The 19336-nt window shown below is 67.0% G+C and carries 15 protein-coding genes; 10 read left to right on the top strand and 5 right to left on the bottom strand.

What is annotated here, in order from left to right; all coding sequences use genetic code 11:
• Window positions 1–362: 362 nt before the first annotated feature.
• Both WT97_RS18990 and WT97_RS18985 read left to right on the top strand, forming a co-directional pair.
• Window positions 363–818 carry an antitoxin Xre/MbcA/ParS toxin-binding domain-containing protein gene (locus WT97_RS18990; RefSeq protein ID WP_059503447.1) on the top strand — a complete coding sequence of 152 codons (456 nt, stop codon included), beginning with the start codon at window positions 363–365 and terminating at the stop codon, window positions 816–818.
• A complete protein-coding gene (locus tag WT97_RS18985; protein ID WP_060354107.1) occupies window positions 815–1294 on the top strand; it encodes an RES family NAD+ phosphorylase in 480 nt (159 codons plus the stop codon). Before WT97_RS18990 ends, WT97_RS18985 begins: the two co-directional genes overlap by 4 nt.
• A gap of 39 nt (window positions 1295–1333) precedes the next feature.
• Here the strand turns inward: WT97_RS18985 and WT97_RS18980 are convergent, their stop codons facing one another.
• The 3 genes from WT97_RS18980 to WT97_RS18970 all read right to left on the bottom strand — a co-directional run bounded on the left by WT97_RS18980 (window position 1334) and on the right by WT97_RS18970 (window position 4981).
• On the bottom strand, window positions 1334–2266 hold the full coding sequence (locus WT97_RS18980; RefSeq protein WP_060354106.1) for a tyrosine-type recombinase/integrase: 933 nt from the start codon (window positions 2264–2266) through the stop codon (window positions 1334–1336).
• A gap of 176 nt (window positions 2267–2442) precedes the next feature.
• Entirely contained in the window at window positions 2443–3798 is a 1356-nt protein-coding gene (locus tag WT97_RS18975) for a uracil-xanthine permease family protein (protein ID WP_060354105.1), read from the bottom strand.
• 58 nt (window positions 3799–3856) lie between these two features.
• Window positions 3857–4981 carry an aryl-sulfate sulfotransferase gene (locus tag WT97_RS18970; protein WP_060035294.1) on the bottom strand — a complete coding sequence of 375 codons (1125 nt, stop codon included), beginning with the start codon at window positions 4979–4981 and terminating at the stop codon, window positions 3857–3859.
• A 102-nt stretch (window positions 4982–5083) separates the two neighbouring features.
• On the opposite strand from WT97_RS18970, the gene WT97_RS18965 reads away from it, so the two are divergent.
• From WT97_RS18965 to WT97_RS18955, 3 genes are all read left to right on the top strand, one after another.
• Entirely contained in the window at window positions 5084–6040 is a 957-nt protein-coding gene (locus WT97_RS18965; RefSeq protein WP_059503455.1) for a LysR family transcriptional regulator, read from the top strand.
• Between the two features lie 228 nt (window positions 6041–6268).
• Window positions 6269–8254 (top strand): gamma-glutamyltransferase family protein, encoded by a 1986-nt coding sequence (locus tag WT97_RS18960; protein ID WP_060354104.1) that lies wholly within the window; start codon window positions 6269–6271, stop codon window positions 8252–8254.
• A gap of 442 nt (window positions 8255–8696) precedes the next feature.
• Entirely contained in the window at window positions 8697–9239 is a 543-nt protein-coding gene (locus tag WT97_RS18955; RefSeq protein ID WP_060354103.1) for a hypothetical protein, read from the top strand.
• 358 nt (window positions 9240–9597) lie between these two features.
• Here WT97_RS18955 and WT97_RS34180 read toward each other — a convergent pair whose 3' ends face one another.
• Window positions 9598–9915 (bottom strand): hypothetical protein, encoded by a 318-nt coding sequence (locus WT97_RS34180; protein WP_156440284.1) that lies wholly within the window; start codon window positions 9913–9915, stop codon window positions 9598–9600.
• 332 nt (window positions 9916–10247) lie between these two features.
• On the opposite strand from WT97_RS34180, the gene WT97_RS18950 reads away from it, so the two are divergent.
• From WT97_RS18950 to WT97_RS18930, 5 genes are all read left to right on the top strand, one after another.
• Window positions 10248–11375, top strand: a complete 1128-nt coding sequence (locus WT97_RS18950) for a DJ-1/PfpI family protein (RefSeq protein WP_060354102.1) — start codon at window positions 10248–10250, stop codon at window positions 11373–11375.
• 644 nt (window positions 11376–12019) lie between these two features.
• Complete coding sequence (locus WT97_RS18945; protein WP_060354101.1) at window positions 12020–13270, top strand: DNA repair exonuclease; 1251 nt, start codon at window positions 12020–12022, stop codon at window positions 13268–13270.
• A 3-nt stretch (window positions 13271–13273) separates the two neighbouring features.
• Window positions 13274–16744 carry a YhaN family protein gene (locus WT97_RS18940; RefSeq protein ID WP_060354100.1) on the top strand — a complete coding sequence of 1157 codons (3471 nt, stop codon included), beginning with the start codon at window positions 13274–13276 and terminating at the stop codon, window positions 16742–16744.
• Between the two features lie 135 nt (window positions 16745–16879).
• The gene (locus WT97_RS18935) at window positions 16880–17404 is read left to right on the top strand and encodes an HD domain-containing protein (protein WP_027786250.1); all 525 of its coding nucleotides are present in this window, start codon (window positions 16880–16882) and stop codon (window positions 17402–17404) included.
• Window positions 17405–17413: 9 nt separating this feature from the next.
• Window positions 17414–18091 carry a DUF429 domain-containing protein gene (locus tag WT97_RS18930; protein ID WP_060354099.1) on the top strand — a complete coding sequence of 226 codons (678 nt, stop codon included), beginning with the start codon at window positions 17414–17416 and terminating at the stop codon, window positions 18089–18091.
• A gap of 152 nt (window positions 18092–18243) precedes the next feature.
• Here the strand turns inward: WT97_RS18930 and WT97_RS18925 are convergent, their stop codons facing one another.
• Window positions 18244–18681 carry an ATPase gene (locus WT97_RS18925; protein ID WP_257128527.1) on the bottom strand — a complete coding sequence of 146 codons (438 nt, stop codon included), beginning with the start codon at window positions 18679–18681 and terminating at the stop codon, window positions 18244–18246.
• Window positions 18682–19336 lie beyond the last annotated feature (655 nt).

Below are 19336 nucleotides of genomic sequence, written 5' to 3'. Positions count from 1 at the left end.
GTGTTGTCGGATGAATCGCACCGATACCCGACGGGAGAGGCCGGCTGGCTAGAGCAGTCGGTCGACGTGTAATCGGCAGAGTTCGGCGTGTTAGCGCGGGACGGCGACGAATCGGACGGGGAAAGAGGCGGCTCGTGCAACTCGCGTAGCACCATTGGGAAATTGTTACGTGACAACTTCGCGTCATCATGGTCGACGATTTTATATACTGAATTTTGGGGCCTCATCATCAGGGCGAATCTCCGATTCGCGTATCCCCCAATACGGGTCCACCAGCCTGGCAAGACCCTCGCTCAACCGCCCGCAAGCATCCGGCAAAACGCCTATAATGATTGGGCAAATTGCCAAAGAGAGGTCGGGTCATGAGCACCATCGCTTTTCATCCTTCGGGCGTCGCTCATCCGCGTCAGGCCGAATTCACGATTCTCGAGCAGCTGCTGGCGATCCGCGTCCGGTCGGGCGCCGATCTGGCCGAGCTGGCGAGCGCGCGCGTCGACGTATCGGTGATCGACCGCCTGTCCGAGCGCGGGCTGAAATCGGACGAACTGGCGTTCATCATTCCGCGCCGCACGCTGAGCCATCGTCGCCAGGCGCACGAACGTCTGTCGCCGGAAGAGTCGGATAAGGCGATCCGCCTCGCGCGCATCGTCGCGCAGGCGTCGGCCACGTTCGGCGACCAGGACAAGGCGATGGCGTGGCTGCGCAACGGGCTCCAGCGCTTCGGCGGCCGCACGTCGCTCGACATGGCGAGCACCGAGCATGGTGCGCGGCTCGTCGAAGAGGCCCTCACGCAGATCGACGAGGGGTACTTCGCTTGACGACACTGTGGCGGATCAGCAATTACGCCGATCTGAAGGGCATCGGCGGATTGCGGGCCGGCGGGCGCTGGCATTTCGCCGGGCAGCCCGTCGTGTATCTCGCCGAGCATCCGGCGCTCGCGTTGCTCGAGACGCTGGTTCATTTCGAAATCGCCACCGTCGCGCAATTGCCGAGCGGATACCAGTTGCTGCGTATCGAAGTGCCCGATTCGGTGGACGTTGCCGAAATCGCCGAAGGCGATGCGCCGGAGGACTGGCGAACGAACGTCGACTGGACCCGCAGCGCCGGCACCGAGTGGCTGCACAGGCAGCCGAGCGCGCTGCTGCGCGTGCCAAGCGTCGTCGTGCCGCATGCCCATAACTTCCTGTTGAATCCGCTGCATCCGGCCGCGTCCGACATCCGTATCGCGGAAGTGATGCAAGCGCCGTACGACACGCGAATTCTGCGGCTGGTCCAGTCGAAGCCTGGCGAGTAGCGAACCGGGAGGCGTACGGTTCGCGCCGGCGGTACACGCTCAGCGCTCGTGGGCAGCGCGATCCGCGGCCGCATCGGGCGACAGCGTTTGTCGAATGCGCGTGACCGTTCGCATGCTGGCGAGACCGAGCATCGCGGTGACGTCGGCATGCGCGTGGCCCGCGAGCAGCTGGCGGCGCGCATACGTATTGCGCAGCACGCGCGGGCTTATGTCCGCTGCGTGAAAGCCGATCGCGTTCAGCGCCTCGCGCACGACGAGCAGCAGGAACATGTCGTTCATTGCGCCCCCGCGCGGCGCGGGAAACAGCAGCGCCGACGGCCGCGGCTCCGAGCGCGCCCGCCATGCGGCGAGCGGCGCCACCCCGAACGCGGCGAGCTCGATCCGGCGCGCCGGCCGCGCGCGATCGCGCGGCACCGACAACACCGCAGGTCGCGCGTCGAGATCGGGCGCGTCGCTTGTCACCGCGCGAATTTCGGCCGACGTGATGCCGCTCGCGAGCAGCAGCGCGACGATCGCGCGATTCCGGCAGTCGGCCGGCGTGTCGTCCGCGCGAGGCTGCACGTGGCGTTGCAGCGCCGCGTCGGCATCGGGCGGCAGGTAGCACGGCTCGGGCTCGCCGTCCGGCCATGCGAGATCGCGTGTCGATCGGCCGGCCGGATGGATCGTCCGCACACCGGCGTCGACCAGATGCCGGCCCAGTCGGTCGATCAGCTTCGCATAACGCACGCGTGTCGACGTGCCGGGCGCGCAGGTGCGGTCGAGTTCCACGAGGAAGGCCGCGACGTGGTCGGGCCCGAACGTGGCGAGCGATACGCGCTGTGCGTTCAGGTGGCGCAGGAATCGCTCGAACATCGCGACATGCTGCACGACCGAACGCGGCGCGAACGGCCGGCGGCCGGCGCCGGTCGCGGCGGTTTCCTGCCAGACGCGAAACGCGCCGACGGGGTCGTGAATCCAGCGATCCGTGTCCATCCCCGCTTTATAGCCGGACGCGGTGACGCCGGCAATCGTCTCGATGTCCGCTCGGCCGGCGCGACCCAGCCGGCGTGTCGTCGACGCCGTCGTTGTTCGTCGTCGGGCAGACGAGCATGAGCGGCGGCAGGCAGCGGCAGCGTCGAGCGTCGCGCCGCGTGAGCGGGCCGCTGCCTTCACGCGTCGCGCGAAGGCGCCGCAACTGCCGCCGCGTGCGCTTGGCCGCCCAGCCGTGCGAGCGCGGCGAATGCCAGTTGCGTCGCGATGGCCGCGAGCGTGCCGGCCGCCATGCCGTTGCCGAGCACGATCTGCACAGGCGCGCCGAAATGGCGATACAGGTTCGGCACCAGGATCGGCGCGAGGCCGACCACCAGGGCGGCCGCGAGCGTGTACTGGTTCGCGCGCGCGTGCAGGTCGACGCTGGCGAGCAGACGAATGCCCATCACGCCGATCATCGCGAATACGACCAGCGCGGTGCCGCCGACCACGGCGGCCGGAATCGCATACGCGAGCCGCGCGAGCGGTGCGAACAGCGCGATGGCGATCAGGATCGCGCCGGCGGCCGCCGTCACGTAGCGCGAGCGTACGCCGGTCGTCTGCACGACGCCGATGTTCTCGGCGCTCGTCACGATCAGCGGCGTGCCGAACAGCGCGCCGGCCAGCGATGCGAGCGCGTCGCCGCGTATCGTCTTCGGCACGTCGCGCCGGAGCGAGATCGCCTTGCCGCACGTTTCGCCGACGGCGACCGTCTGTGCGGTGGCCTCAGCCATCGAGATCGCGGTGAAAATCAGCAGCGGCAGCGCAGCCAGCGCGTCGAAACGCGGCATCCCGAACGGCAGCCACGCCGGATGCGTGAACAGCGGGCCGTGCCAGACGTCGCCGAGCGCCGGCATCGCACCGAGCGCCCAGCCGAGCGTCGCGCCGGCCATCAGCCCGATCAGCACCGCGAGGCGTCCGGCCGTGCCGCGGAATGCGCCGGCGACGACGACGGTGGCGACGATCGTCGCCAGCGCGAGCCCGAGTGAGCGCGGCTGCGCGAAGTCGGCCGAACCGGGCTGGCCGACGACGATCGCCGCGTAGATCCGGATCAGGTTGATCGATACGAGCAACAACATCGCGCCGACGACGATGCGCGGAAAGAGCCGCAGGCAGCGCGTGAAGACGGGCAGCAGCACCCAGTAGAACGCACTGGCGAGCAGCGCCGCGCCGGCCGCGGTCGGCAGGTCCGATTGCGCGGCGATGCCCGCGAACAGCATCGTCGGTGCGCCGCCGGGCACCATCACGAACGGCATGCGTGCGCCGATCGGGCCGGCGCCGAGCGATTGCACGAGCGTGCCGATACCGCACGCGAAGAACGTCGCGCCGATCAGCTGAACCGTCAGGTCGGCCGGCAGCGCGAGCGTTTTCGCGATCAGGAACACGGCCGTGATCGGCGACGCGGCCATCGACAGCACGTGCTGCAGCCCGAACAGCGCGAGCTGCCACGCGGGCAGCCGGGCATCGACGGGCGGGGAGATCGAATCGTGCGACACGGCAGGCTCCTCGGAAGCGAACGGCGACGATGGCCGGAAACCGGCGGTGAACGGAAGCTCAGGTCCGTAGCCAGGGCAATTGCGCGGCGCTGTAGCGGAACGTCTGGAACACGCTGTTCAACTGGCCGGGGCCGGTTTTGCGCGCCGCTTCATCCGGGTATTCGGCGAACCACGGGATCACGTATTCCCAGACGACCTCGCCGGCCGGCGTCACTTCGAACAGCCGGCCCGTCGACGATTCGGTGATGTGCGTGTTGCCGTTCGGCAAGCGTTGCGCGTTGCCCATGAACGGCGTGTAGAACAGGTTCGCGACGTCGTCCGCATACGACCACACGACCCGCTGCGTCGCCGGATCGATTTCCACGACGCGCGAGAACGCGACGTGCGCACCATGGCGGAAATTGCCGTTGTCGAACGCGAGGATATGGCCGTTCGGCAGCGGCACCGGCGCATGCTGGTGCGATACGACGTCGGGCCCGATCCGCAGGTCGATGCGGCCGGTTGCGCGGTTCACGCCGACGATCCCCGACGTCGTGCGCAGGCTCATCAGCACGCGGCCGTTCGCATCGATCGCGAGACCGTTGACGAGCGGCCAGTGGTAGCGGCCGAACCCTGCCGCGATCGGAAAATCCTCCGGCCGCAGATGGTCGCGTGCATGCCATTCCCAGACGATCCGGCCGGCGCGGTTCACTTCGCGGATCACGTCCGCGTACATCACCTCGTCGTCACCGTGCGCGGTGCCGCCCGGCACGCGCCGCGCGAATGCCGCGTCGACCGGTTCGCACGCGGCGTACAGCAGGTTGCCGTTCGGCAGCCACTGCGCATCGTGGTGATGCGCAGGATCCTCGTAGCGCCACACGATGTCGCCTTGCGGCGTGACCTCGTAGAAATCGCCGCCGTGCCACATCGACCACGGTGCGTAGCGCGATTCGGAGTGCGGATGATTGCCGTTGTAGCCCAGATTGCCGTTCGCGAGGATGACCGCGTGGCGGCCGGGACGCACGGGCAATTTCCACTGGTGGACGACCTCGCCGTCGATGCCGACGAGATAGACGTTGCCGTCGGCCGTCTGTGGCGCGATGAGCGTATAGCCGCCTGCGGACAGCGCGGGGTCGTGGGCGATGAGGCCGACGCCGCGGCGGCGCTGGGTAATCTGGTCGACGGTCGTCACTGCGGTCTCCATTCGAATCGGCTACGGGAATGCAGCGGAATCTAGACGATTCGTCCAGTCAGTAAAATCGGATTATTCTTGACGGCCTGTTCGGAAAAATCTAACGGTGCCTTCATGCGTTCGATATCGCAGACATTCCGTTGTTTCGACGAAGTCGCGCGGCGCGGCTCGATTCGCAAGGCGGCCGATGCGCTGCACCTGACCGCCGCGGCGGTTCACCAGCAGATCCGCAATCTCGAAGCGCAGGTCGGCGTGCCGCTGTTCGACCGGCTGCCGCGCGGCATGCAGCTGACGCTCGCCGGCGAGATCGTGATCGCGGCCGTGCGGCGCGGCCAGCGCGATTTCGACAACGCGCTGACGCAGGTCGAGGATCTGCGCGCGCTGCGGCGCGGGCACGTGAATCTCGCGGTGCCTGCCTCGACGGCGGAAAGGCTCGTGCCCGACGCGATTCTCGCCGCGATGCAGCGTTACCCGGGCGTCACGTACAGCGTGCGCTCGGGAAACGGCGAGAGCATCGTGCGCTGGGTCGAGACGGGCGAGGTCGACATCGGTTATGCGCTGCGCCGGCGCAGCGCGGCGGGCGTCGTCGAGGTGCGCGCGTTCGCGCAGCCGCTGGGTGTCGTCACGGCGCCCGGTCATCCGCTGGCGTCGACGGGCGGCAAGGTGCGGATGCGCGACTGCTTCGCGCATCCGCTGATCCTGATGACGCCCGACACGGAGTTGCGCGCGATGTTCGACCAGATCGATGCGCGGCAGCCGCGCAGCCCGCGGCCGCTGGTCGAAACCGGTTCGGTGTCGATGGTGCGGCGCCTCGTGGCCGCAGGAGCCGGCGTCGGTTTCCTGATCGCGGAAAACGTCGCGGACGACGTGGCCGCCGGTCGGCTCGCCTGGACGCCGCTGGCCGATGCGGGCGCGCGCTCGTTCAGTTGCATCTACCAGCGGGCGGACACGAGCGCGACGGTCGCGATGACGATGTTTCTCGCGTTCTTTTCCGAGGCGATCGACGCGATGGAGCACGGGTTCGCACGTGTCGGGCGACCGGCCGCCACGCGTCGTCGGGCGACAAGGTAACGGTCGCAATGCGAGCCGCATCGGCGTATCGGAATGCGATGCAATGCAGCAGCAACCCCGCATGCCGGTTCGGTGACGTCGCGCACACGACGTCCGGTTGCATGACGTGATTTCCTTATTGCGGAAAAAATTTTGTTCATGGGACTATCGAACGCGTCGCCCGTGCACCGAGGGGGTTGCAGGCGGCAGGATGTCCATCGCAACGACCGACAAGAACATCGGCAGACCATGAACAGAACAGCGATTTTTCCGTATGCGTCCGCGTTGCTCGCGGCTGCCCTGCTGACCGCCTGCGGCGGTGACGTCGAGAACGAGGCGGCCCACACGACGACACCTTCCACCGATGCGAGCTGCCTCGCGGTCGACAATAACGGCGCGACCGTCGTGGTGGGCTCGAACCAACCGGGCGACCCGTCGCTGCCGGAAGCATCGTCGGGCTATCGCACCGGAATGAAGCCCGTCTATGCGAAAACTTACCTAGTGGCCACGTCGAACGCGTACGCGAGCGCGGCCGGTTGCGCGGTGCTGAAGAAGGGCGGCACGGCCGCCGACGCGGCGGTCGCCGTGCAGGCCGTGCTCGGTCTGACTGTCCCCGAGGCGACGGGCCTCGGGTCGGGCGGCGTGCTGCTCTATTACGATGCGCGCGGCAAGACGCTGCAGGCATACGACGGCCGCGAAACCGCGCCGGCCGCCGCGACGGAGAACTACCTGCGCTATGTCGATGACGCCACCGATCATTCGGCGCCGCTGCCGAACGCGCGCGCGAGCGGTCGTTCGATCGGTACGATCGGCGTGCCGCGGCTCATCGAGGCGCTGCAACAGGATCACGGCCGCTTGCCGTGGCAGAGCCTGTTCGGCGACGCGATCACGCTGGCGACCAACGGGTTCCCGATCGGCGGCCGGTTGGCCGACGCGATCGCGGCGAACGCCGCGAACCTGAAGCGGGATCCCGAAGCCGCCGCGTATTTCCTGAACGCCGACGGTTCGCCGAAGACGCTCGGCACCGTACTGAAGAATCCCGCCTACGCGCGCACGCTGTCGCTGATGGCGCAGTCGGGCGCGAACGCGCTGTACACGGGGCAGATCGCGCAGGACATCGTCGCGAAGATCGCGGCGACGAAGGGCGCGGACGGCTCGACGCTCACGCCGGGCAAGACGACCGTCGCGGATCTCGCCGCCTATCAGGCGAAGCGTCGCGAACCGGTGTGCACGACTTATCGCAGTTACTGGGTGTGCGGGATGCCGCCGCCGTCGTCGGGCGGCATCGCGGTCGCATCGGCGCTCGGCATTCTCGAGAATTACGACCTGAAGTCGCTGAAGCCGACGGCGATCGATCTCGAAGGCGGCAAGCCGACGGTCGCGGGCGTCCACCTCGTCACCGAGGCCGAACGGCTCGCCTATGCCGACCGCGACAAGTATGTGGCCGATACCGACTTCGTGCCGCTGCCGGGCGGCACGTGGGACACGCTGCTGAACAAGCCGTACCTGAAATCGCGCGCGGCGCTGATCGACCCGACCAAAAGCATGGGCACCGCGCAGCCCGGCAATCTCGGTGCGGTGCCGCTCGGCGTCGACACGACGCTGATCGAGCACGGCACGAACCAGTTCACGATCGTGGACGGCGACGGCAACGTGCTGAGCGCGACGACGACGGTCGAGTCGAGCATGGGCTCGTTCCACATGACCAACGGCTTCCTGCTGAACAACCAGTTGACCGACTTTTCCGCGAACCCGCTCGACACGTCCGGCAATCCGGTGGCCAACCGGCTGCAGCCGGGCAAGCGGCCGCGCAGCTCGATGGCGCCGACGATCGTGTTCGGGCAGGCCGCCGACGGCTCGCGCGGCGACTTCGTGATGGCGACGGGTTCCCCGGGCGGCGGCACGATTCCGCAATACGTGGTCAAGACGCTGGTCGGCGCGCTCGACTGGGGGCTCGACGCGCAGCAATCGGCGGGGCTCGTCGACTTCGGCGCGAGCAACAGCCCGACGACCACGATCGGCGGCGAGCACCCGAACGTCAACACGGCGAACAACGGCGCGAACGATCCACTGATCACGGGGCTGCTCGCGCTCGGGCACAAGGTGTCGACGTCCGCGCAGGCGAGCGGCGTCAACACGGTGATGCGCGTGACGGTCGGCCAGTCGCCGGCGTTGCAGGGCGGCACCGATCCGCGTCGCGAAGGCGTCGTGCTCGGCGATACGTTCCGGCCGTAATCGGGTGGCGTGCGTGCGACCCCGGTCCGCTTGCCGGCGGCCGGGGCCGTGCGTCATGATCAGGCCGCATCGACGGCCGGGCAACGCGCATCCTTTGGAATGCAGATAAAAGCGGCCGGCTCGTCGGCCGGCCGTTGCGTCGATCGCCTTCCCGGATACCTGTCGATCGGGAGAATCGCCGGCGTGAAGCAGCCGGTCGCCGCGGTTCGCGATTCAAGCCCCGTCCGTCGTCAAATACGGCGTTCGCCTCGCCGCAAGCCCCGATTGTCAAACAGTGTGAGTCAATCGTCAGCATTTGCAACGGAAGTAACAGTCCCCGCAAATCGATCGTTTTGCGCGCCGGCGCCGCTACATTAGCCCCACCTGCCGCATGTCGCGGCGAGGCATGCGACAAGCCGCACGAAGGCGGCCCGCAGCAACAACGTCTTTGGGGAGAATGACCATGAACAAGATTCGTACGATTCTGCTGGGTGCCGCTCTGACGGCGATGGCGACGTCGGCTGCATTTGCACAGACGGCTCAGACCGGTGCCCAGGGTTCCGCAGGCATCGGCGCCCAGGTCCAGACGCCGCTGCTCGGCGGCGGCGTGGGCGTGCAGGCTGGCGCCGGCGCGAATGCGGAGGGTTCGGGTTCGGGCGCGGGCAATGTCGTCGGCGGCGCGCTGAACGGCGTCGGCAAGACGGTCGGCGGCGTGGGCTCGGCAGCCGGCACGGCAGTGGGCGGCGCGACGCAGGCGGTCGGTTCGGCGGCCGGTGCGACGAAGGATGCGGCGGCATCGGCCGTGCACGCGACGAAGTCGCACGTGAAGCACGTCGCGGGCTCGGCGAAGAGCCATGCACAAGGCGCGATGTCGACCGCGGGCGATGTCGCGGGTGGCGCGAAGGCGAAGGCCGGCGAGGCGCTCGAAGGCGCGACGAACTCGGTGCAGGGTGGCGCATCGGTCGGCGTGAAGGGTTCGGCGTCGGCGCAAGGCGGCGCGCTGTAACGAGCAGCACGGATCCCGTCACGGCCCGGCCCGCTTCGATGCGGGCCGGGCTTTTTCTATTGGGGAACGCGATACGTCGCGCATGGAGCCTCAAGTCGAAACACGGGAAGAAGAAATTTATCGATATTGATTAGGATCGCAAAAGTAACAGGCATCTGGGCGACTGAGCTGGATGCCGAGAGGAGACGACTTTCGGGCCGGGGAAAGTGCGGTTGGTTTATAAATACGAGCGGTTTTTTATTTTCTCTGTCAGTCGCGCCATTGATGTTGAAGATGTCGTCAAATGGCAGTGCCCCTGTTTGATGTGTGTCAACTGCGCGCGCTTTCCCGTGACCATGAGTACCGACTGAGAAGCAGGCTATGCCGGCGTGGGAGATCCCGTCGAAATTGCTGAACTCATCGGCCCGCGCCTGATGAATCGCAGGCGGAACACGGCATTTTCGTTATCGAAGTGCTGATTATCTGATCGGCGGCGGTTGCGAGCCATCTTGCGCTTCGCGTTGGCGATGATGTGATATTCTTTTATTTTATTCGATTCGAATGGCGAAATGATCGACATATTTTTAATAAAAATCGAATCAATTGTCGATTCTTTTTTGCCGTGAAGTCCGAAGTCCGAAGTCCGAAGTCCGGAAGAAAAGATCTCGTGATGAATTCGCCGCATGGCACGAGGCATCTGCGGCGATTGAACGTGTCGCCGGCCTCCCGTTCCATCCGCACGGGCACTGTCGCGTTTGCAGAGTCGGATCGCGTACCGCTATCGGCAATGCGCGATGCGGTCGCGTTGCTCGGACACGTCGGCGCTGATCGCGGCACGTCAATGTTCAAGTCGACCTGCACGAGGCGTTCGGCAGGCTCCTTTCGACGATCACGTTGAAGGTCAGCGACGCGCAGCGCGACGACGGCGTGACATTCAACGTCGTATTGCCGGCAGGAGCGGCGTCGCGACGACCGACACGGACGCCCTGCCTGATTACTGGGTGAGTTTCATTCACCGGAGACGCTTCAATGCGAAAAGTCATGCTGTACTGGATGATGTTGCTGCTCGCGCCGTTTGCATCGGGTATCGCGAACATGGCCCATGCGGGGCCGGCGAGCGCAGCGCCGGCGCCCGCAGCGGCACGCGCGGACCGACTGCCCGCCTATCAGCCGCGATTCGGGCGCACGCGCCCGATCGTCGCCGTCGTCGGCGAAAACGATTTTACCGAGCTGACCGATTACGTCGTCCCCTATGGCATCGTCGCCGAATCGGGCGAGGCGGATCTCGTCGCACTTGCGACGAAACCGGGCCCGATCCGGATGTTCCCGGCACCGATGAACGTCATTCCGGACGAAACCACTGCTCAGTTCGACGAGCGCGTGCCCCAGGGTGCGGACTATGTGATCGTGCCGGCCGTGCATCGCGATAGCGATCCGACGCTGCTTGCATGGGTAGCCGGGCAGGCGAAGAAGGGCGCCACGATCATCGGCGTGTGCGACGGCGTCTGGGTCGTTGCACGCGCGGGGCTGCTGGAAGGCCGCCGCGCGACGGGGCACTGGTACTCGATGAGCGATCTCCGCAAGAAGTTTGCCGATACGCGGTGGGTCGACGGCAAGCGTTACGTTGCCGATGGCAAGGTCGTCACGACGACCGGTGTCACCGCAACGATTCCGGTATCGCTTGCGCTCGTCGAGGCGCTCGCCGGGCACGAACGCGCACTGCAGGTCGCCGAGCGACTCGGACGGCCTGCATGGTCGTCCGAGATCGCGAGCGACCGATTCAAACTCGGATTGTCGACGATGGCGACGATCGCAACCAATTACCTGTCGTTCTGGTCGCACGAGGATTTCGGTATCCCGATCGAGCCGGGTGTCGACGAAATTGCGCTCGTGCTCGAGGCCGACGCCTATTCCACGACGTTCCGCTCCACCGCCTACACGGTTGCCGCGAATCGCGAACCCGTGCGCACCCGGCGCGGGTTGACTGTCGTTCCGGACCGCGTGGGCGGCGTCGACGCGCCTGCGCGGATGTTGTCCGCACCGATCACGCGCTATCCGTTGCATGCGCTTGATGCATCGCTGAATGCGATCGCGTCCGAGTTCGGCAAGCGCACGGCCGCATGGGTCGCACTACAGATGCAGTATCCGGGTTACTGAGCTGCGCATCGCAGCGTCGCCCGGTTCGTCCCCGAGCCTGTCGGTTCTCCGCGCGTCTCCGTGGGAGCCGAGCTCGCCCCTGTCGTTCGGTAACTGCTTCGGAGATTCCGAGCGCGCATGGGCGCTGTGCGATCCTCGCGCTCGCCGCTCCGCCGCGCTCCGCGACAGGAAGGATTGACCGCGCCCTGCTACTTTCCGATGACGTCGAGGCTCGCGAGCATGATCGCCATGCGGCACCTCGCGACATCGTGGAAATGGTGATTTGCGAACTCTGGTCCGGATCTCCGGATCGGGAGGCGTCCCGTACCCATTGCCTGCACGTCATGCTTAAATAGCAGCGCTCCCGATAGCCGGCTGTCGCGATGACAACGCCGGCCGGCTCCGTTTCGCTGTCACGCATGCCTGCTGCGGCACAATGTCGGTTCGCATCGGTATCGCACGCTTTCCCGCCATCCGCACCGACGGAGAACGCATGTCGTCATCCGCTTTCAGGTACCATCCCGACCCGCTTGCAGCGGGCAGCGCGACCCGGTCCGACGCATGTCGCAAGTGCGGTGGCAAGCCCGGCGGCTCCCGGGACGACGCATGACGGCATGGCCTGCGCGAGCGGCGTCGCCCCTTCGTCATGAAACAGAGGAACCTTCGTGAAGTTCATCCACGCGGCAGACATTCACCTTGACAGCCCGTTGCACGGCCTGAGCGCCTATCCCGACGCGCCGGCCGCGCAGTTGCGCAACGCGTCGCGCGAGGCGCTGCGGCAACTCGTGGATCGTGCGATCGAAGAGGAAGTCGCGTTCCTCGTGATCGCAGGCGACCTGTACGACGGCGACTGGAAGGATCACAACACAGGCATCTTCTTCGGCCAGCAGATGGGCCGCCTGCGCAAGGCCGGCATCCGCGCGTTCGTGCTCGGCGGCAATCACGATGCCGAAAGCGAGATGACGAAGAAGCTGACGCTGCCCGACAACGTCACCGTGTTCGGCCACCGCAAGCCGGAAACCTTCAGGCTGCCGGAATTCGACGTCGCGCTGCACGGGCAGAGCTTCAAGGACAAGGCCGTCGTCGACAATCTCGCGATCGGCTATCCGGATCCGGTGCCCGGCTATTACAACATCGGTGTGCTGCACACGGCGCTCGAAGGGTATGCGGCGCATGCGAACTACGCACCGTGCACGCTGGCCGAACTGCACGCGAAAGGCTACGACTACTGGGCCCTCGGCCACGTGCACGAATTCCAGCAATGGACGGGCGCGTCCACCGTCGTGTTTCCCGGCAACCTGCAGGGGCGCCATATCCGCGAGACGGGCCGGCGCGGCGCGGTACTCGTGACGGTCGAGCAAGGCAAGACAAAGGTCGAGCGCCTGTATCTCGACGTGCTGCGCTGGGAAGCCGTGTCAGTCGATGCGTCCGATTGCGAGTCGGGTGCGGATCTGTCGAGAAAGATCGGTCAGTCGCTGGAGGCGCTGTTGACCGTCGACGGCCACGTGCCGCGCGCGGTGCGCGTCACCGTCACCGGGCGCACGTCCGCGCACGGTCTCTTTTTCGGCCGCGCGCCGCAGTTGCGTGCGGAGGTGCTGAACCAGATCGGCATCATCGGCAACGAGCGGCTGTGGCTCGAGAAGGTCCGGCTCGCGACGTCCGCCGCCGATCGGCAGCCGGGCGAAAGCGAACCGCTCGAGGCGCTGGAGGATCTGAAGCAGATCCTGGCCGACGCCGCGCACGATCCGGATTTCCTCGCGCTGCTCGAACGCGACCTGAAGCCGTTCGTCGGCAAGGTCCGCAGCGACGTGAAGGAGGACGTGCCGTTGCTGACGATGGCGCGTGCGGGCGAGCTGACGGCGCTGGTCGAGCAGGTCGGGCCCGCGTTGCTGGCGCGGCTGGCGAGGGGGGAGTAAGCGATGCGCATCGGCCAGCTCGATCTGATCAAGTACGGCAAGTTCACCGACGAGACGCTGCGTTTCCCGTCGGCCCGCGAGGATTTCCATGTGATCGTCGGGCCGAACGAGGCCGGCAAGTCGACGATCCGTACGGCCGTGTCCGAGTTGCTGTTCGGCATGAAGCTGCAGACGCCGCTCGATTTCCTGCACAGCACGCCCGAGTTGCGGATCGGCGGAGTGCTGGAGAGCGGCACGGGCGAGCTCGCGTTCCACCGTGCGCGCGGGCGCAGTTCGTTGCGCACGCCGGCCGACGACAAGCTGCCCGACGACTATCTGACGGCGATCCTCGACGGCGCGACGCGCGAATTCTTCGAGCAGATGTTCGGGCTCGATCACGGGCGGCTGGTCGATGGCGGTCGCAGCATTCTCGACGCATCGGACAAGCTCGGCCAGGTGCTGTTCGAATCGGCTGCCGGCGTCGGCAGCCTCGGGCGGGTGCGCGAGGAACTCGACGCGCGTGCGCTCGAATTGTGGGCGCCGCGTCGTAGCGGCAGCGCATTTACGCTGGCCGAAACGGCGTTCAACGAAGCCGTGACCGAGCTGAAGACGGTCCAGGTGCGCACGCGCGACTGGGTCGATCGCAAGGATGCGCGCGAAGCGGTCGAGCAGCAGATCGAGCAGGCGCGTGCGGAGCAACGCCGGCTCGAAGCGCTGCGCTCGAAGCTCGAACGCGTGCGACGGCTCGCGCCGTACCTGAAGGAGCTGACGGTCAAGGACGCCGCGCTGGCCGAACTGGGCGCGGTCGTCGAGTTGCCGCCGACCGCGTATGCGGATCTGCTGAAAGCGCAGGGCGATCTCGCGGCCGAGCAGAAGGTGCTCGAGGAGCGACGCGCCGACCTGCTCGCGAAGCGGCAGGCGCGCGAGGCGATCGTCGCGGATGCCGACACGCTGGCGCTCGAAGCCGATATCGAGGCGCTCGATCGGCTGCGCGGCGCATGCATGAATCACGCGCAGGATCTGCTGCTGCTCGGCGCGGACGTCGAGCGGCATCTGTCCGCCGCGTCGTCGGCGGCCGCGCAGCTCGGCTGGCCGACGGACGAAGCGTCGCTGCGCGCCGCGTTGCCGACGGCGCTGTCGCTGAAGACCGTCGCGAACCTGCTGCGCGAACATGGCGCGCTGCACCAGGCGCTTGCCGGTGCGCGCGAATCGCTCGACGAACGCACGCGCGAACTGACGCAGGTCCGGGAACAACAGGCGCGCCTGTCGACCGTCGACGTGCCGGAAGCATTGCGCGCGGCGTTGGCCGATGCGCAGGGCTTTCGCAACAGCGGCCCGCGCGAGCAGGCGCTGGCGCACGAAATCGCGGCCGCCGAACGCACGCTGTCCGGCGCGCTCGACGCGCTCGGCCAGTGGCGCATGCCGGTCGATGCGCTGCGTGCGCTCGACGTGCCGTCGGCGGCGCGGCTCGGCGCGTTGCTCAAGGAAGACAGCGAGCGTGCCAGTGCGGCCGCCGCCGCGCGCGAGGCGCGCGACGGTGCGCTCGAAGAGCTCGAACGCCTCGAATTGCAAGAAAAGCATTTCGCGGAGAACCACAAGGTCGTCACGACCGCCGACGTGCTGGCGGCGCGTGCGCGTCGCGATGGCGCGTGGGGCGATATCCGCAACGGCGCCGTCGATCTCGCCACGGGCGCACCGGCGCTCGACGACGCGATTCGCCTCGCCGACGAGCTCGTCGATGCGCAACTCGGCGCGACCCAGGCCGCCGCGACGCTGCAATCCTTGCGTCAGCAGGTCGAATCCGCGCGTGCGGGCGTGACGCGCCGGCAGGCCGCGCTGGACGAGCGTGAGCGCGAGCTCGCCGCACATCGCGACGCCTGGGCCGCGCTCGCGACGGCGGCCGCGGTGCCCGGCATGCCGCTGGCGGCGATGGGGGACTGGCTCGTGAAGCGCGACACGGTGTTCGCCGCCCAGGCCGATCTCGATCGTCAGCGTCGCGAATTCGACGCGATGCGCGCTGCCCGCGCCGGCGCCGAAGCCGCGCTGCGTGCGGCGCTGCTGACGGTATCGCGGGGCGGCGAATCGGACGGGCTGGCCGCGCTCGTCGCCGTTGCAGAGACGTTCGTGCAGTCGGCCGAGAAGGCGGCTGCACAGAAGGACAGCCTCGACGATCGCGCGCGGGAAGCCGAACGCGGATGCGCGATCGCACAGTCGCGGGTCGGCCATGCGCAAGCGGCTTACGACGCGTGGCAAGCGCAATGGCGCGACGCGCTGGCCGACGCGAAACTGTCCGCGAGCGCGACGACGCTGGCCGCGGCGGAAGGTGCGCTCGGGCTCGCGAATACGGTGACGGCCGAACTGGCCGATGCCGACGCGCCGCGCAACCGGATCGCCGCGATCCGCGCGGAGCTGGCCGCGCTCGAGGCCGGCGCGAGGCGGCTCGCCGAAGCGCTCGCGCCGGAGTGGCTGGCGAGCGGCGACGGGCCGGACGTGGCGCGCCGGCTGACGATGCGCCTCGCGGCCGCCCAGGAAATCGCGCGTGCGATCGAGCGGGCCGATGAGGCCGTGCAGCAGGCCGACGGCAAGGTTGCGGACGCGGCTGCCGCGGTGGCCGGCGCCGACGCGCGCATCCAGCCGCTGTTGCAACTGGCCGGCGTCGCATCGATCGACGCGGCGCTGCCGCTGGCCGAGCGCTCGGATCGTCAGCGCCAGCTTCGACAGGCGGTCGATGCCGCGCACGAGGCGCTGGTGCGAGACGGAGACGGGCTTTCCCGGTCCGCCGTCGAGGCCGAGGTGGCGGAACAGGACATTGCCGACGTGCCGGCGCATCTCGAAGCGGTGAAGCAGTCGCTGGGCGATATCGGCAAGCGGTTGAACGAGCTGGCGCAGCAGCAGGTCGTGGCCGATCAGGCATTCGGCGCAATCGACGGCCAGGCGAACGCGGCCGTCGCCGAGTCGAAACGGCAAGAGGCGCTTGCGGCGATGGGCGATGCGGCCGAACAGTATCTGGAAGCGGCCACGGCGAGCCGCTTGCTGAAGTGGGCGACGGATCGCTACCGCGACCAGAAGCAGGGGCCGATGCTGCGGCGCGCGGGCGAGATTTTCGCCGGACTCACGCTGGGCGAATTCGCGAAGCTGACCGTCGATACCGAACGGACGCCGCCCGCGCTGTATGCAAGGCGTACCAGGGGAACGTCGGTCGAGGTCGCCGGGCTGAGCGAAGGGACGCGCGATCAGTTGTTCCTCGCGCTGCGGATCGCGGCGCTGGAGTTGCAGCTCGGCAGCCGCACGGCGCTGCCGTTCGTCGCCGACGACCTGTTCATCAATTTCGACGACGCGCGCGCGAAGGCGGGGCTCGATGCGCTGCGCGATCTGTCGACGCGCACCCAGGTGCTGTTTCTGACGCACCACGACCACCTGCTGCCGCTCGTGAAGGACGTCTTCGGCGCGCGCGTCAACGTGGTCGAGTTGCAGCGCGCGCCGGCCGGCGCGTGATGCGGCGCGTGACGCGGCGGAGTACGCCGGGGTGCCGGCGCACGGGAAGGGTCATCGCGTACAGGTAGTATGAGCGGTTCCGAAACGCACGCGGCCGGTTCGGCGGTCGCGGGTCTGGCCACACGAGGGGTGAATATGAAGAAGCTGGTAGCCGCGATTGCGTTCGCGGCGGACAAGCATCGCAATCAACGGCGCAAGGACGAAGAGGCGTCGCCGTACATCAATCATCCGATCGCGCTCGCCGACGTGCTGGCCAACGAGGCCGGCGTCGAGGACGAACGCGTGATCGTCGCGGCCGTGTTGCACGACACGGTCGAGGATACGGAGACGACCGAGCAGGAGTTGCTGCGGCTGTTCGGCAAGGACGTGGCGGACATCGTGATGGAAGTTACCGACGACAAGTCGCTGCCGAAGGACGAGCGCAAGCGTCTGCAAGTCGAGCACGCGGCCACCATCAGCCGGCGCGCGAAGCTCGTGAAGCTGGCCGACAAGATCTGCAACCTGCGCGACATCGCCCGGCATCCCCCTGCGGACTGGCCGCTCGAACGCAAGCAGGCGTATTTCGACTGGGCGAAGTCGGTCGTCGACCCGATGCGCGGTGTCCATCCCGGTCTCGAGGCGATCTTCGACACCGCGTACGCCGCACGGCCGGCCGACTGAGGCACGCACATGCGATCGGCCCGATCCGCCGCGCCAGAACCGGCCGCCGTGGCGGGTGTCGATGTCGGCGGCGACAGGAAGCTGTGCGATCTCGTGATCCTGCGTGGCTCGACGGTCGTCTGCCGGGAAGCGCGGATCGCGCCCGAATCGCTGCCTTCACTATGTCTCGCCCATGACGTCGTGGCCATTGGCGTCGACGCACCGAGCCTGTGGTGGGCGGGGAGCGGCCGCCGCGCGGCCGAACAGGCGCTCGCGCGTGAACGGATCTCGTGCTTCCCGACACCGTCGCGCGAGCAGGCCATCGCGAGCACGTCGGGCTTCTTCGACTGGATGTTCATGGGAGAGCGCGTCTACCGCGCGCTCGCGGACGCTTATCCGTTGCTGACCGACGCGCGTTACGCGGGCGGACGTGCGAGCTTCGAGACCTATCCATATGCGATTACCTGCGCGATGCTGGGCAAGGCCGTGGCGTCGGCGAAGCAGAAGCGCAATCAGCGCCGGCAATTGCTGGAGCGGTTGGGAATCGACGTATCGATGCTGCGCTCCGTCGATGCGCGAGACGCGACCCTGTGCGCGTTGACGGCGCAGTACGTGATCGACGGGAACGCGCATGCGTATGGCGATGCGGCGGGCGGATACATCCGTGTGCCGATGATGAGCGAGACGATCGTGCTGGATTCGCCGTAGGAGCGATGTCCGGCTCTGCGCGTGGTGGCGGTTGCAGGGTGGCCGCTTCGGGTGGGGAGGCGGCGGCCGGCGCGGGGACGAAGATTGTCAGCTAGCGGTTGTCGTCGGATACGACGCGAGGCCGGTGCACCGCGCGATTCGAGGAAGCCTGTTCAATCCTCGAGGATGGATTTCGGCACGCTGGACAGGTCACAGGCCTGTGCATGCTCGAAGTAGCTGTCCGCATCGTCGATCATCACGACCGCGACGTCGATCAGCTCGTCCAGGCGTTGCAGCAGCGATTCCCGCCACTCGATGTCTTCATCGCGCTGGGGCGCCTTGTCCAGCTGCTCGATGATCGAGTCGGCCGTCTGCAGGAATGGAATCGCCTGCTGATAATTTTCGATCGAGACCAGCGCCGCATTGCGCGCGCCGACGAGCCGCTCGCGATGCGCGTCCGCCAGTTCGGATTCGCCGCTGATGCGCGGCAGCATGTCCGAGATGCGTTGCAGAAGCGGCGGAACCTGTTCTTCCAGCCGCATCGCGCGTTCGCGCAGGGCGGCATATTCGTCGCGAAGGTCGGTGTCGCCGGGTTGAGTCGTGCTGTCCATCATCGATATGAGTGCGTGGTTCGGTCGCGGCATGATACTCGACCGCGCCAGTTTCCTTGCGCGGTCCGCGTCCGCCTGTAATACAGGGAGAAGACGTGCTCGTCATATTTTTGGAGCTTGGCACGCGTTGCGATTTACGGCTCGTCGAACCCAAAGCCTCCGTGCGCGATAGCGCACGGAGGCTTTTTCAAACTTTCTTCACAAAGAGCTTGCACGGAAGGGGGCGGATGCATAGAATCACGCCTCTTTCGTGCCAACGGAAACGCGGCGCGGGAGGAAGGGAAGCGGTGCTGTTGAGGTTCGGAGGTAGCGAGCCCCGACGGCGCAGGAAGATGACCCCGCAGTCGCAACGATGTCGTGCAGAAAGTTGTTGACGCGCTGCGAAACGCGGTTCATAATCTCGCTTCTCTGCTGCTGAAAACGCAGCGCTGCTGAGGGGTTCAAGATCCCTCGCAGAATGCTCTTTAAAAATTAACAGCCGATAAGTGTGGGCGCTTGATTGAAAGCGAGCTGATCTTCGGATCAGATAGCGAAAGTATCAAGAGTCTCACACTAAAGTAAGTCAGGTTTATGAAGTGATTCATATTCCTGTCAGCTTTGAGTGAGCGACCGGTTCGAAAGAACCGAAAACAGTAACAGGTTTGAACTGAAGAGT

This window comes from Burkholderia sp. MSMB1459WGS (assembly GCF_001534535.1).
Taxonomy (GTDB): domain Bacteria; phylum Pseudomonadota; class Gammaproteobacteria; order Burkholderiales; family Burkholderiaceae; genus Burkholderia.
Note: the sequence above shows the minus strand (reverse complement) of the source record. Positions and strands in the feature narration are given on the sequence as shown.